Raw genomic sequence first — 13,335 nt, 5'->3', positions numbered from 1 at the left:
TCCCTCGGGCGGCCGCGCTCCGAACGGGGCGCCAACGGCGTCAGGCACGCCCCTCCAACTCGCGCATGTACTGCACTTGGTTGCGTTGCGCGTAGCGGATCTGGTCGGCGAACAGGATCAGGCGGGGGTCCCTGGCCCGCCTTATCAGGTCGTCGGACATGGTTATCGCGCCTTCGTGGTGGGAGATCATGACGGGGTAGAAGCTCCGCTCGAAGGCGGCCCCGCTCATCGTCTCCAGCTCGTCCACCCGCCCGGTCGGCGGCATGCCGGGCATGCGCTCGTGCTCCTCTTCGGTCGGCTCGGGCATCTCGCCGCCGTACCAGTTGCGCCACCAGCGGCGCATCGCGTCGAGTTCCCCCACGTGCTCGGCGTACATCAGGGTCCCCAGCACCCGCGCCTCCTTTTGTGGGGCTTTGTCCCGCAGCAGGCGGGAGAGGCGGACCCCCAGCTCGTGGTGGGCCGTCATCTGCCGCAGGAAGCTCCTGCCGACCTCGATCTCCTGCTCCCGGTCGAAGGGCCAGCGGGGCTCATGCCCCTTGCGGGCGAGGACCTCGAGCAATGCGAGGGCCGCGATCGAGCCTCCCATCGCCAGGAGGGTCAGGCGCGCCAGCCGATCCTCGTCCGGGGTCGTCTCTTCCCCTGCGATGCGCCGCCGTATCCGCAGAAAGAGCGGGTAAGCGACGCTCGACGCCAGGTGAACGGTCAAGCCCGTCCAGTAGGGGACCTGCATTTTGAGCAGCCGCTGGAGGATCGGGATGGCGACGAAGAACTCGAACGCGGAGGACGCCACCGCCCACGGGATGGCCCCGGCGAGCAGGGCTTTCCTCTGCTTCTCCTGGCCGAGGTGCCCGATGCCGAGTCCGAAGTACGCCGCCGCCCACGCAAGGTCCACGCTCTGGTGGGTGAGGATGCCCGGGAGGACCTGGGGCCAGCCGGGCTCGGAGACGATCGCCCGGTCGCGCAGGTTGATGCTCGCTATCTCCATCCAGTCGAGCGGCACGTCGCGCCCGATCCTGGGTCCTCCCAGGGAGATAAGGACCGTCGAGAACGTGCCGCTGGCCAGTCCCGTAAGGGCGCCCGCGCGCCACCTGCCGTCCGGATCATGTTTATCGAAGAAGTCGCTCAAAGAGCCCACGCGAATTCTTCTCCTTTCCCGTCGTAGAGTGGGGCGCGTCACGCCAGAGCAGCCACACGACCAGGAAAACACCAACCGTTATCGCCGCGTCGGGCAGGTTGAAGGTAGGCCAGCGCCAGCTCCCCAGGCCGACGTCCAGGTAGTCGGTGACGCGCCCGTCGCCGAGGCGGTCGAGCAGGTTGGCGAGGCCGCCGCCGAGGATCAGGCCGAGCGAGACACCGCCCGCGCGGCTGTCCCGCAGGGATCGAGCCAGGTAAAGCGCGAAGACGACGAGCGCGAGCGCGGAGAGCCAGGGCACGAGCGGGGAGCCACCGAGCAGGCCGAAGGCCACGCCCGGGTTCTCGCCGAGGGTCAGGCGGAAGAGGTCGCCGGCCAGGGGGACCGTCTCGCCGTAGTCCAAGCCGCGTTCGGCCCACCGGCGCGCGAGGTACGCGCCGAGGACGGTCAGGGCGGCGGCTGTCGAGGTTACGCCAATCTTCCTGCCGAACCGTCGGGTCATGATCCCCCCGAGTTTAGCGGGATTATCGTACGGTACTTGCCACCCGCGGATTGCTCCGGCGGCTCCCCGGCGCGCTCGACCGTGACGTGGTCGAGCCCGTTTCCGGCGAGGAGGTGCGTGATCTCGTCGTGCACCATCCGCCACACGCGCTCCGGGTCGGCACCGGCCGCGGGATGCAGGCGCACGCGCAGGCTCGCCGGTGCGGTCTGCACGATCTGGAACAGCTCGACCCCCGGGGTGCGATCGACCAGCGAGCCGAACGCCAAAGGCGGAATGGTGACCCGCTCGCCGCCGATAGGAAAGGCGAGCACGTCGGCGGCGCGGCCCTGCACGCGGATGGCGGGCAGCGTGTTACCGCACGAGCAGGGGTCGGGCCGCTGCAAGATACTGTCGCCGAGGTCGTAGCGGATGATGGGCTGCACCCGGTTGGCGAGGTTCGTGAGCAGGACCGTGTGCGAGTGCTTGCCCGGCGCGACGGGGCGGTGGTCGGCGTCGACCGGCTCCAAGACGAGCCAGTCGCTATTGACGTGCAGCCAGCCGTGCTCGCAGCGGTAGCTGATGAAGGGGCACTCGGTGGCGGCGTAGCTGTCGCGGACCTTGGCGTCGAACGCCCCGGCGATCCGGTCGTACTCGCGTGCCGGGAGCCCCTCGGCCGAGAGCACCACCAGCACCGGGTCGATGCGCAGGCGGCCGGCCTCCCGCTCGCCGGCCAAGAGCGCGGCCATGCTCGCGTACGAGGCGACTATGACCGGCCGAAACCGGTTGAGTTGAGCCACCATCTCCGGTAGGGGCATATCCACCGGGAAGACCTGGACCCGTTTGCCACGTAGGCGGGTGGCGGCTACCGCGGAGGCGAAGTGGCCGCCCATGGCGTTCACCATGGCCATGCGCCCGCCGCCGGCGAGGATGCCGATGACGTCGCCGATCCCGAGCCAGGCGCTCAGCATGCGGAAGACGAGGGCGCTGGTCACGGCCATGCTCCGGTCGTCCAGCACGAAGATCCTGCGGTTCCCGGTGGTGCCCGAGGTGGTGAGCAACGTGTACCTGCCCAGGAACCGCTCCCCGATGAGGTCGGGGTTCTCAACGAACGCCCGCGCCTTCTCGATGGTCACCTCACGGTCGGTCGCCCAGTCGTCGAAGCGCGCCATCAGCGCCTTCTTTGAGGTAATCGGCAAGAGCGTGGGATCCTCGATCTTCTCCGGCAGGTCCCGGTAGAGCTTGCGGTAGTACGGCGAGTTGGCACGCGCGAAGGCCACCATCCCGGCAAGCCGGGCGCGCTGCCGCCGCTCGATCGCAGCCGGGCCTTGCTTTCTGGCCCTGCGCGCGTCGCGCAGCAGCCACAGCGGATGTTCGCGCGTCCTGCCGGGTGCGGTTGCCGCGCCGGTTGCTTTCGATGGTGCGCCGGACATGCCATCGACCTCCTTCAGCCGACCCTCCGGGCGACGCGCAGGCCGTTGGCGATGGCGAGAAGCTCCGATATCTCGTGGGCGAAGACGGCAGCGGCGATGCCGAGCAAGCCGAGTACCGCGCCGGGGATGAGGACGGCCAGAACCAGTATGGAGAAGACGATGTTCTGCAGGCTTATGCGCTGGCTGCGCCTGGCGAGCCTGAGAGCGTAGGCAACCTTGCGTGGGTCGTCGCCCATGAGCGCCACGTCCGCCGCCTCTATGGCCGCGTCGGTACCTGCGGTGCCCATCGCCATCCCGACGGTCGCCGTGGCAAGGGCCGGCGCGTCGTTAATGCCATCCCCGACCATCGCCACGGGGCCGTGCTCCCGCTCCAGCTCCTTTACGGCTTCCACCTTGTCCTCGGGCTTCAGGTCGGCGCGCACCTCGTCGATGCCCAGCTCCCGGGCGATGGCTCTGGCGGTGCGCAGGTTGTCCCCGGTGAGCATCGCTACCTTGTAGCCCATCTCGTGCAACTCTTCGATGGCGCGTTTCGCCTCCGGACGCGGCTCGTCACGGATGGCGAGGAGCCCCTCCACACGCTCTCCGGTCCCGACCAGGACCACCGTCTTGCCTTCCTCCTGAAGGTGCTCGATCTCTTCTAGCGTACCGTCGAGGGAAACCCCGAGATCGCGGAACAGGGCGGGGCTGCCCACGTAGACGGTCCGGCCGTCGACCTCGGCCCTGGCACCGGCACCGGTGAGGGACCGGAAATCCCTGACCTCCGCAGGATGTATGCCCTCCGAGCGGGCACGCTCGACGATCGCCCGGGCCAGCGGGTGCTCGCTCAGGTGCTCGACGCCGGCTGCGACTCTCAGCATGCCGTCGGCCGAACCGTTGCCCGCGACGACATCGGTCACCACGGGCTTGCCGCGGGTGAGGGTTCCGGTCTTGTCGAAGGTGACGACCCTGACCTTCGCCAGGTTCTCCAGGTGGATGCCGCCCTTTATGAGCACGCCCTCGCGCCCGGCGCGGCCTATCGCCGCGGCAACCGCCACGGGGGTGGACATGACCAGGGCGCACGGAGCGGCGGCGACGAGCAGCACCACCGCGCGGTAGGCCCAGGTGTCGAAGGGGCCGCCGAAGAGCGGCGGGACGACCAGGAGCAAGAGCGCTCCCAAAAGGACGGCGGGACTGTAGCGGCTACCGAAGCGGTCGATCCAGCGCTGCGCGCCGGACTTGACGCCCTGCGCCTCCTCGACCAGGTGGATGATCTTCTGCAACGAGTTCGACTCGAAGCTCGTGGTGGCGCGCACCTTCAGGGAGCCTGTGGCGTTTATGGTCCCGGCGAAGACCTTCTCCCCCTCGCCCTTCTCCACCGGCACCGACTCGCCCGTCACCGCCGACTCGTCCAGGCTGCTTGCGCCCTCCAGGATCTCACCGTCCGTTGGGATGCGCTCGCCGGGCCTGACCAGGAAGAGGTCGCCGACCGCAAGCTCCTCCGCCGGGACCGTCTCCTCGCGCCCATCCTTGAGGAGCGTCGCCGTCTCGGGGGCGAGGTCCAGGAGCGCCCGGATGGCGGTGCGGGTCCGGGCGTAGGTGTACTCTTCGGTCGCCTCGGCGCCGGCGTAGAGGAAGACCAGGAAGGCGGCCTCGAACCACTCGCCCAGGATCACCGCTCCCACGGTCGCGAACGCCATGAGGACCTCGATGCCGACCTCGCGCTCCTCTACGAGTTCCTCAAGACCCTCGCGCGCCCAGTAGTAAGCGCCGATCAGGATGACGAGGACGAAGACGGAGATCGGTACGTAGTCCGGAGAGCCCGTGAAGCGCTCGATCAGCCACCCGATCAGCAGCAGCGCGCCCGCGATGAGGGCGTTGCGCATCGGCGGGAAGAGATACCACGGCCCCTCAAAGCCCTCGACCTCTTCGTCCTCGTCTCTCTCTTCGGTCTCTACATCCTCGCGCTCGCGAAGTCGTTCTTTGGCCACGTTTTGCTCCTTTTAAGGTCTGCGTACGGTCAAAGCCCTAGGCGGAAGTCGCCCCTCGCTCTGCGAGGACGTGTCCCACGCAGTCCTCAAGGAGCCGGCGCAGATGCTCGTCTTCGAGGCGGTAGTAGGCCAACCGGCCCTCCTTACGGAAGCTCACCACCCCCCGATCCCTCAAGCGCTTGAGCTGGTGGCTCGCGGCGCTGATGGAGAGCCCCGCCACCGCGGCTACATCACAGACGCACAGCTCCTCCACCGAGAGGGCGTAGACGATGCGTGACCGCGTGGGGTCGGAGAGGAGCCCGAAGATCTCCGTCGCCCTCCGCGTGACCTCCTCCTCCGGCAAAGCCTCCCGAGCTCGCCGCACGGCCTCCGCGTGGATGACGTCCACCTCGCAGACGCCCTCGCTCGCGATCCGCTCCAGATCCTTCTCTTTGTCGTCGATCGCTCGCACGCAATACTCTCCTATAGTTGAACGACAATCGAAATAATGCTATACCGGCGCGTATGGAGCGTCAACTTGCCGGGGCGGCGCGATCCGCAGGAAGGCGGGCGGAGGCGGTCGGGTTCCGGTTCGGGGTTCCGGGCGGAGAAAGCCGACGAGCGACCAACGACGGCGAAGAGGGAGCCGTTCGGGAGAGGAGAAAGAGCGGTGAGGACTTACACGGTTGGGGACACTATCACACTGGAGCTGGACCTGAGGGACTCAAGCGGCGTCTCCCGGGTCGATGCCCTTTTCAGGGAAGACGCGAGCGGTCGCGTCATATCCATGCACGGTGACGGCGGCGGAGAGAAAGAGGTGACCGTGAGGCTCGAGGTGGAGCTTACCGACGAGACCTTCCCCGGCGAGTACCGGTGCCGGTTCGTCGACGCTTACAACACGCGGGGCGGCAAGGACACCCACCACCCGGATATACGCTTCAGGGTCCAGATGTTCCCCGCCGAAGGCGGCGGGCCGGAGCTGGTGGAATGGCGCCTGTCGTAGAGTCCGGCAAAGATCAAGTAAACGCCGGCATAGATACTGTTGGTTTATTCGCCGGAGAGCCACGATCAGCTCACCGGAGCCAGAGCCGCCAATCGGGAGCGCCGAGTTACGGCGGTAGGAACACCGTTGAGCCAGTTAGCGATCCGTCCCACGTTAACCGCCGTCGCAGTGGCCAGTTCTTGCAGGTGGGTCTTCTTCAAGCCCCGGTAGCGAGCTTGACGTAGAGAACGAAGGCCCTTACTCCTTGTGAGATCGTTCCTTCTATGCCCGCCCTCCGAGAGTAGAGGGCAGCAAAATCCTCTCTCTTCTGACGCTCTCTGGCAAACTGGATAGCCTCGTGCTCTTCTTTTGGCTGTAGAGTGAGGGTGCGGGGAAGGTTCTTGGCCCGGGTGCACGACGGGCGGCTCGGACACGCAGCGCAATCATTTGGGGAGAAGTCGATGTGGATCATACTTCGACCCCGAGCCGTCTTCGTTTCGGACCAGCGGATGCTCTTCCGCCCCTGTGGGCAGGTTACCGCCTTCTTTTCCCAGTCAATGCTGAAGTTTGCTACGTCGAAGCCTTCGCCTCTTTTTGCCTGCCACTGGCGATCTTCGTAGGTCGGTCCGATGAGATCGATCCGGCAGGCGTGGCTCGAAACCAGGTTGCTGCCACAGACGTAGGCGGCGTCCGCCAACTGCTCGGCGGGCAGAAGCCCGCTTTTTGCAAGCCCTTCCTGGATGGCACAAAGCTGTTTTACGTCGGTGGCGGTGGCCGCAGTGGTGTGGACGTTGGTGATCAGATGCGGCAGCCCTTCGTCGCAACTTTCCGTCAGATGCACTTTGTAGCCAATCCAACTCATCCCTCGCTTGGTAGCGTAGCGAACCTCCGTCTCGTAGGGAGATTCGATGCAGTAGGCGGCTTCAGGCCTCTCTTTTGGGTCGCGCGCCCGCAGCTCTCCTTCAGGACTCTGAACGTAGCGCTGTTCCCAGAGTTGGCGCAGGATCTCGACTTCACCGAGCGTCTTTAGAATTCGCGGTGTGTGAGGATCATCGAGCTGTGCAAGAAGCCGCGCCCCATCAGCGCCCACAGTTTGCAGGTACTCTTTCCTTGCTTCCTTACCTTTGGGCAACCGCTGATCCTCGATGCGCCTGGCGTAGCGCTCGAACCATTTCGGATCGGCGTGCTCTCTGAGCCAGTCCAGGTCTGCGGCTGCCAGAGCGTTGAGGGCGGCCCGCATCGTCTCCGCCGTCTGCTCCAGCTGACTCAAGACGCGCAAAGCACCAAGCACATGAGTCGAGTCGGTGCGCTGCCTGCCACGGACTTTGAGGTAGCCGCGCTCCTTGCACACCTCAAGGAGCTTCTCCAAAAGCAACTCTTCCTTACCGCCTTCAACCAGCCGCGAACGGAACTCCGAGAGCACCGAGAAGTCGAAGCCGGGATCGGTCAGTTGGAGGCCGAGTGCATACTTCCAATCTATACGGGCGCGTACAGCTTCCGCCGCCTGTCTATCTGAAAGCCCTTCAGAGAACTGCATCAACGTCACCAAAGCCAACCTCCACGGCGCGATGGCGGGACGTCCGCGCACCTCGAAGAGCTCTGAGAAGTCCTCATCCTCGTAGATGGCTCCGAGCGCATCGCGCATCTGTATGTAGGTTGTTCCTTTGGGAAAGGCAGCCCTGGCGACACGGGCGGTATCTTCTGGGACGGGACCGATCGGTTTGGGGTGCATAGACATAACTCTCTGCCCTCCAGGAAGGTGGCTCTCGGGGCTGCTTCCTGGAGTATGCAGCGTCGCTGATGAATAAACCAACAGTATCCGGCATATGGTCAACATTGACAAAAAATTGAGCCGATCTGATCAGGACAACACCGTCTCGCTCCGATACATTTGCGTCGCAAGTACGAAGAAGGAGGCTCTTCGATGAGTGATGGTACCAAGACCGTGCTCGGCGCCCTCGGCGGTTTCTTGTTGTTGCTCGTCCTGCTGGCGATCCTCGCCGGCAGCGGCTTGTTCGGTGGTGGTTCGATGATGGGTCCCGGAGGCATGATGGACGACTGGGGGTGGGGTCCGGGTGGCATGATGGACGGCGGCCGGGGTTTCTTCGGGATACTCTGGACGCTCGTCCCGCTCCTGTTCTGGGGCGGGCTGATCGCATTGATCGTCTGGGCCGTAGTGCGCATCACCTCGGGTCAGGGTAGCTCCGACGACCATCGGGCACGCGCCGGATCGGCGGAGGAGATCCTGCGGGAGCGCTTCGCGCGCGGCGAGATCGACGCCGAGGAGTACGAGAGATCGCTTGAGGTGCTGCGGGGCGAAGGGAGTGCTTGAAAAGGGGTTTCTTCCAAGGCTGCCCAGGATCTTACGGCTGCGCCGGTATCCTCGCGGTGGCGCGGGTCGCCCTCTCAGCCAACCCGCGCCTGCGTAAGCGAACTGCGACTCCAGGACCAAAATCACAAGTCTCGCACCAGAACGTGAGACGTACGTACTGCTGAGAACCGTCACCCCCGCAAGGTTTCAAGGACCTTCTCGCGGAGTCGGGGTTTCTGCGAGACCACTCTCCACGAAGCCGCGTCCCCTTCGCGAGAGACCGAAGTAAGGCATCCCCGCTATGGGACGTTCTTCCGTAAGACCCCGGGCGGCGAGAGCGCGCAGCACGTCCTCGATCTCCGGCTGCGGATATTCGAGCAACGTGGCTACGTCGCAGGCGCAGAGGGTCGCCTCCGCGAGGCTTGCCAGTGTCCTGGCCTCCGTCGGGTCGCGCAGAAGGCCAGGGGCCGCTCCAAGGATCCGTTCGGCCACCGCTTCGCCGATCAGGACCGCCGCGACGTACTCCCCGGAGACCTCGCAGGTGAACGGCACCCGCCGAACCTCCCCCTCGCCGAGGCGCTCGCGCGCGGCTTTGGCCGCTTCCGGCAGCAGGCAACGGGTCGCGCAACCTCCCGTGTCAAGTATTCGGAACTTGCCTCGTCTGTCCACGGTTACACCTCCAGCTTCTCGCCGAGCTTCTTCGGGTCGAACCCGATGATGACCTCTCCACGGATCACGGTGGTCGGGGTCGCTTGAGATCCGAGCCCGGTCAGCTCTCTGAGGGCCTGCTCGTCTTCCCGGATATCCTTCTCGATGAAAAGAACACACCTTTGTCCGAGAGCCACTTCTTCTCCCGCAAGCAGCCGGCGCAACCAGGCTGCGTGTAGATCACAACCTGTTTTTCGGCCATACTCTCTCCTTCGCTACCGGTCCTTTCGTACAAAGACCATCCCGTAGTGGTATGGGGGGAGTTCCATGACCCGCTCCAGCTCGAAACCGGCGGGCTCCACGACGGCCCCGGTCTTCTCGGGTGACATACGCATCTCCGTGGCGGGGCCGCGGGGTTCGCCCAGTACGGACGTTTCTTCTCTCGGTATGGGGTGCCAGTTGACGATGGCGAACCTTCCGCCGGGTTTGAGCACCTCGAAGAGCGCGCGGGCCAACCTCGTTTGCTCCGGCACTCCGTGGAAGGTATTCGCCAGCAGCACGAGATCGACCGGCGCGGGGACGTGCTTGGCGATATCGCGGGCGTCGGCCAGGGCGAACTCGCAGTTGTTCGCCCCGTGGCGGGCCACCTCTTCTTTGGCCCGCTCCAGCATCCCGGGGTCCAGATCCAGCGCGTAGACCCTGCCCGGAGCCACCAACCGCGACAGAGGAGCGGTGAAGTAGCCGTCGCCGCAACACAGGTCGACCACACTCATCCCCGAGGAGATGCCCAGCTTCTCCAACACGCCTTCCGGGTCGGGCCACAGGGCGCTCCACCAGTCCCTGTCCGGCATGCCGGTGGCCGGGAAGGGGGACATTCGGCTTTCTTCCCGGCCCGGTCCACGACCGGCTCCGCCGGCGGGAGACATTACTTCCCTCCCCTCTCCGGGTGGTCTCCCTGATTAGAGTTGGTGAGATACGGAGAATATGTCATCAACGAGAGCAGGGGAGGTCGAGTGGAGCGGATCAAGGAGCAGAGGTTGGCTTCGGCTGGCACTTTTTGCCCCAACGAGGAGTGCCAACTCCATGCCCAGGTGGATGAGGGCAACATCATCAAGTTCGGTAAGAGCAAGCAGGGCGTCCAGCGTTACCGATGCAAGTCCTGTGCAACCACCTTTAGCGCCACGCGCGGGACGCTCTTCTATCGCAAACACGCGGCTCTAAAGGACATCCTCGAAACTCTGGCGCTCTTGGCCGAGGGGGTCAGGATCAGTAGCCTCGCTCGCGCGAAGGGCTTTAAGGAGGACACGATCCTCAGGTGGCTGCGCGAGGCTGCCCGCCACGCGGACGCCGTCGAAGAGGCGTTGATGGGCGACTACGAGGTGAGCAAGGCTCAGGTGGATGGGTTGTGGGCCTACGTGGGGAACAAAGGCAAAAAGGGGGCCACGAGGAACGCCCGGATAGAGGAGAGTTCTGGCGCTTGACGCTGATCGAGAGCGACACACGACTGCGGGCGGCACGCGCGATAGCCAAGAGCGAGACACAGGCGGCTATCGAAGCGTTCGAGAGGCTAAAGAGTCGAGGGCATCCGCATTCTCCGCCGCCTTTGGTATCGGATGGGTGGGGTGGATACGACGAGGCGATGGTGGAGGTGTGGGGGAAGGTGCCCGAGTATGGAGGAAGAGGACGCCCTCCGACCAAGAAGCGACCCCAATCGGGCTGGCGGCATTTGCAAATGGTCAAGCGGCGAGAAAACGGGCGGGTGATGGGAGCGAAGGCGAAGACCATTTATGGGGACGAGCACGAAGTGATCGAGTTGTTGGGAACAAGCACCAGCTACGTCGAACGCACCAACCTCACCTCTCGGCACATGAACGGTAGGTTGGCGAGGAAGACTTTAGGCTACTCCAAAGAGCTCGAGATGCTCGTGGCATCCTCGATCTGGGAAGATGCGGTCTACAACCTGGGCCGGGCGCTAAAGACGTTGAGGATCAAGAGCCCGGAAGAAGCGGGGCGACGCTGGAGGAGGCGATCTCCAGCGATGGCGGCTGGATTGACGGATCATATCTGGGAGATCGAGGAGTTGCTCATCACGTTGCCACTTCCAATTACCAACACTTGATCGGGAGACTATCCCTCTCCGGCTTCGGGCGGAGCAACCTCAGGCCGTTGGCGATCACCACGAGGGCGCTCCCCTCGTTTATGGCGATGGCCGGCACCAGGCCCACCAGGCCGAGGAGCGCGGTGGGTACCAGCACCGCGACAAGGCTCACGGAGAAGAAGACGTTCTGGCGGATCGTTCGCGTCGCCCGGCGCCCCAAAGAGAGCGCCTCGGCCAGGCGCCTCAGGTCGTCGTCCATCAGCACGATGTCGCCTGTCTCGCGGGCCACGTCGGTGCCGCGGACTCCCATGGCGATCCCGAGGTCCGCCTGCGCAAGGGCCGGCCCGTCGTTGATGCCGTCGCCGACCATCGCGACCCGGTGGCCCCGCTCCTGCAGCTCCCGGACCACCCGGATCTTGTCGTCGGGCAAAAGCTCGGCGTGGACCTCGTCTATGCCCGCCTGCCGGGCGAGCGCCTCGGCGGTCCGGCGGTTGTCGCCGGTGAGCATGACGACGCGCTTTACGCCCCGCTTCTTGAGCAGCGAGACGGCCTCGGCGGCTTCCTCACGCAAGGGGTCCTGGATGCCCAAGACGCCGAGGATCTTCCTGCTCTTCCAGACAACGATCGCGGTTTTTCCTGCGGACTCGAGGTCCGCCACGGCCCCGAGCTCTCCTGTGGGGATGTCCTCCTCCGCAGCGAGGCGCGGGCTGCCGACGAAGATGCGCTCGCCCTCCACCTCGGCGACGGCCCCGCGTCCCGTAAGGGCCGAGAAGCGCTCGGAGGTCGGGACCGCGAGCCCTTCTTTTTGCGCCCGGCGCACGACGGCGGCGGCTATGGGGTGCTCGGAACCGGCCTCGACCGCCGCGGCGAGCCCGAGCAGTTCCTCGCGGGAGACGACACCCTCCGCCGGGACGACGTCGGTGAGCTCGGGTTGACCGGTGCTCAAGGTCCCAGTCTTGTCGAGGGCCACCGTATCCACGCGGGCGGCGGCCTCCAGGTATGCTCCTCCCTTGACGATCAGGCCGCGACGAGCCCCGTTGCTGATCGCGGCGAGCGCGGCCGTCGGCACCGAGAGCACGAGCCCGCAGGTGCAGGAGATCACCAGCACCACCAACGCCCGGTAGAACCAGGGCTCGAAAGGCTGGGCGAAGAGGAGCGGCGGTATGGCCGCCACGAGCGCGGCCAGGGCGAACATAGCGGGGGTGTAGACGGCCCCGAAGCGCTCTCCGAAGTTCTCGTAGCTCGACTTGTGGGCGCGAGCCTCCTCCACCGTGCGGATGATCTGGGCCAAAGTCGTCTCCGAGGAGGCGGCCGTGACCCTCACGGTGAGGACGCCATTCAGGTTCATCGTCCCGGCGAAGACCTCGTCGCCTCTCCCCTTGTCCGCCGGCATGGACTCGCCGGTGATGGGCGCCTCGTCCACCGCGGAGCCGCCCTCGACCACCTCGCCGTCCAGGGGGATCCTGGTCCCGGGCTTGATCCGGATCAGGTCTCCGGTACGCACCGCCTCCACGGGCACGGTCTCCTCCATTCCGCCCTGGCGCACCACGAGTGCCGAAGGCGGTGCCAGGTCCATGAGTGCCTTGAGGTTGCGCCGGGCGCGGTCGGTGGCGTAGACCTCCATCACCTCCCCGAGCGAGAAGATGACCACCAGGCTCGCCGCCTCTTCCCACAGCCCCAGCCACAGCGCCCCCGCGCTGCCCACGACCAGAAGCGTGTTGATCGTGATCCTCTTGCGCTTGAGGGAAGCGTAGGCGCTGCGCGCGGGCGCGTAGATACCGACGAGGATGGACGCGCCGAACAGAATTCGTGCCAGGAGCTCCCCACCTCCGAGCCTGTCGGCCAGGCCGGTCCACTCGAAGACGAGGCCCAACATGAGCAGCGACGCCGAGAGAGCCAGAAGCACCTGCCGGGTCTGCCTCCACCAGGGCCTGGGCTCCTCTCTTGCCGGCGTATCCCCGGCCGGTGGCGCCCCTGCGGCCGCAGCCACAGAACCGTTCGGGCTCCGGGAGCCCTGCGGCCTGACCGCCCACCCTTCGCTCTTCGTGATCCTCCGGATGGCCTCCGTGTCGGCCTCGCCGATCACCGTCAGCCTACCGGCCACCGGGTTGAAGTCGTCCTCCTCTACACCCGGAAGATCCGCTATGGCCTCCTCGACCTCCCCGGCGCAGTCCAGGCAACCAGCGCCCTCGACCTCGTAGACCGCCACCCGTCCGTCACCGCCGCCGTTTCCATCCTCCACGGGCGGCCCTACCTCCCGCTCTTCGAACCGCTCTTTCAAACCGTCTCCTTTATGATCAAGGAAAT

General features: G+C 65.8%; 13 protein-coding genes and 1 pseudogene. 4 read left to right on the top strand and 10 right to left on the bottom strand.

All coding sequences use genetic code 11. The features are described 5' to 3' along the window. Positions 1–40 precede the first annotated feature (40 nt). Genes E0L93_RS04810 through E0L93_RS04790 form a run of 5 tightly spaced genes read right to left on the bottom strand, consistent with a single transcriptional unit; the run spans position 41 to position 5,461 of the window. On the bottom strand, positions 41–1,135 hold the full coding sequence (locus tag E0L93_RS04810) for a DUF305 domain-containing protein (protein ID WP_132689231.1): 1,095 nt from the start codon (positions 1,133–1,135) through the stop codon (positions 41–43). After that, positions 1,107–1,634 (bottom strand): signal peptidase II, encoded by a 528-nt coding sequence (gene lspA / locus E0L93_RS04805; RefSeq protein WP_132689228.1) that lies wholly within the window; start codon positions 1,632–1,634, stop codon positions 1,107–1,109. Before lspA ends, E0L93_RS04810 begins: the two co-directional genes overlap by 29 nt. After that, positions 1,631–3,043 (bottom strand): phenylacetate--CoA ligase family protein, encoded by a 1,413-nt coding sequence (locus E0L93_RS04800; protein WP_207890326.1) that lies wholly within the window; start codon positions 3,041–3,043, stop codon positions 1,631–1,633. Before E0L93_RS04800 ends, lspA begins: the two co-directional genes overlap by 4 nt. 14 nt (positions 3,044–3,057) lie before the next feature. Next, a complete protein-coding gene (locus E0L93_RS04795; protein WP_132689225.1) occupies positions 3,058–5,010 on the bottom strand; it encodes a heavy metal translocating P-type ATPase in 1,953 nt (650 codons plus the stop codon). 37 nt (positions 5,011–5,047) lie between these two features. After that, positions 5,048–5,461, bottom strand: a complete 414-nt coding sequence (locus E0L93_RS04790; RefSeq protein ID WP_207890325.1) for an ArsR/SmtB family transcription factor — start codon at positions 5,459–5,461, stop codon at positions 5,048–5,050. 198 nt (positions 5,462–5,659) lie between these two features. Between E0L93_RS04790 and E0L93_RS04785 the strand changes: the two genes are divergently transcribed. After that, positions 5,660–5,992, top strand: a complete 333-nt coding sequence (locus E0L93_RS04785) for a hypothetical protein (protein ID WP_132689222.1) — start codon at positions 5,660–5,662, stop codon at positions 5,990–5,992. 65 nt (positions 5,993–6,057) lie between these two features. Here E0L93_RS04785 and E0L93_RS04780 read toward each other — a convergent pair. Beyond that, a pseudogene (locus E0L93_RS04780) lies at positions 6,058–7,709 on the bottom strand (IS1182 family transposase). Positions 7,710–7,895: 186 nt separating this feature from the next. On the opposite strand from E0L93_RS04780, the gene E0L93_RS04775 reads away from it, so the two are divergent. Then, positions 7,896–8,303: an SHOCT domain-containing protein gene (locus tag E0L93_RS04775; RefSeq protein WP_132689219.1), complete on the top strand. Its 408-nt coding sequence runs from the start codon at positions 7,896–7,898 to the stop codon at positions 8,301–8,303. Positions 8,304–8,489: 186 nt separating this feature from the next. Here E0L93_RS04775 and E0L93_RS04770 read toward each other — a convergent pair whose 3' ends face one another. The 3 genes from E0L93_RS04770 to E0L93_RS04760 form a co-directional block, all read right to left on the bottom strand. Beyond that, the gene (locus tag E0L93_RS04770; protein WP_132689216.1) at positions 8,490–8,951 is read right to left on the bottom strand and encodes a helix-turn-helix domain-containing protein; all 462 of its coding nucleotides are present in this window, start codon (positions 8,949–8,951) and stop codon (positions 8,490–8,492) included. 2 nt (positions 8,952–8,953) lie between these two features. Further along, complete coding sequence (locus E0L93_RS04765; protein WP_132689213.1) at positions 8,954–9,127, bottom strand: thioredoxin domain-containing protein; 174 nt, start codon at positions 9,125–9,127, stop codon at positions 8,954–8,956. Between the two features lie 78 nt (positions 9,128–9,205). After that, a complete protein-coding gene (locus E0L93_RS04760) occupies positions 9,206–9,805 on the bottom strand; it encodes a class I SAM-dependent methyltransferase (RefSeq protein WP_197735547.1) in 600 nt (199 codons plus the stop codon). A gap of 138 nt (positions 9,806–9,943) precedes the next feature. Between E0L93_RS04760 and E0L93_RS04755 the strand changes: the two genes are divergently transcribed. Then, positions 9,944–10,411 carry an IS1 family transposase gene (locus tag E0L93_RS04755; protein WP_132689211.1) on the top strand — a complete coding sequence of 156 codons (468 nt, stop codon included), beginning with the start codon at positions 9,944–9,946 and terminating at the stop codon, positions 10,409–10,411. Beyond that, positions 10,408–11,049 carry an IS1 family transposase gene (locus tag E0L93_RS04750; RefSeq protein WP_197735548.1) on the top strand — a complete coding sequence of 214 codons (642 nt, stop codon included), beginning with the start codon at positions 10,408–10,410 and terminating at the stop codon, positions 11,047–11,049. Before E0L93_RS04755 ends, E0L93_RS04750 begins: the two co-directional genes overlap by 4 nt. Here the strand turns inward: E0L93_RS04750 and E0L93_RS04745 are convergent. Beyond that, a complete protein-coding gene (locus E0L93_RS04745; protein ID WP_132689208.1) occupies positions 11,036–13,309 on the bottom strand; it encodes a heavy metal translocating P-type ATPase in 2,274 nt (757 codons plus the stop codon). The genes E0L93_RS04750 and E0L93_RS04745 overlap by 14 nt on opposite strands. Positions 13,310–13,335 lie beyond the last annotated feature (26 nt).

Origin of the sequence: Rubrobacter taiwanensis (assembly GCF_004337705.1) — a bacterium.
Lineage (GTDB): Bacteria > Actinomycetota > Rubrobacteria > Rubrobacterales > Rubrobacteraceae > Rubrobacter_C > Rubrobacter_C taiwanensis.
The sequence above is the reverse complement of the archived record's forward strand: the minus strand, read 5'-3'. Positions and strand labels throughout refer to the sequence as shown.

What these genes read in the sequence shown, in the direction of transcription:
- lspA (WP_132689228.1), bottom strand. Translation starts at nt 1,634, where the DNA reads ATGACCCGACGGTTCGGCAGGAAGATTGGCGTAACCTCGACAGCCGCC.
- E0L93_RS04800 (WP_207890326.1), bottom strand. Translation starts at nt 3,043, where the DNA reads ATGTCCGGCGCACCATCGAAAGCAACCGGCGCGGCAACCGCACCCGGC.
- E0L93_RS04775 (WP_132689219.1), top strand. Translation starts at nt 7,896, where the DNA reads ATGAGTGATGGTACCAAGACCGTGCTCGGCGCCCTCGGCGGTTTCTTG.
- E0L93_RS04760 (WP_197735547.1), bottom strand. Translation starts at nt 9,805, where the DNA reads ATGTCCCCCTTCCCGGCCACCGGCATGCCGGACAGGGACTGGTGGAGC.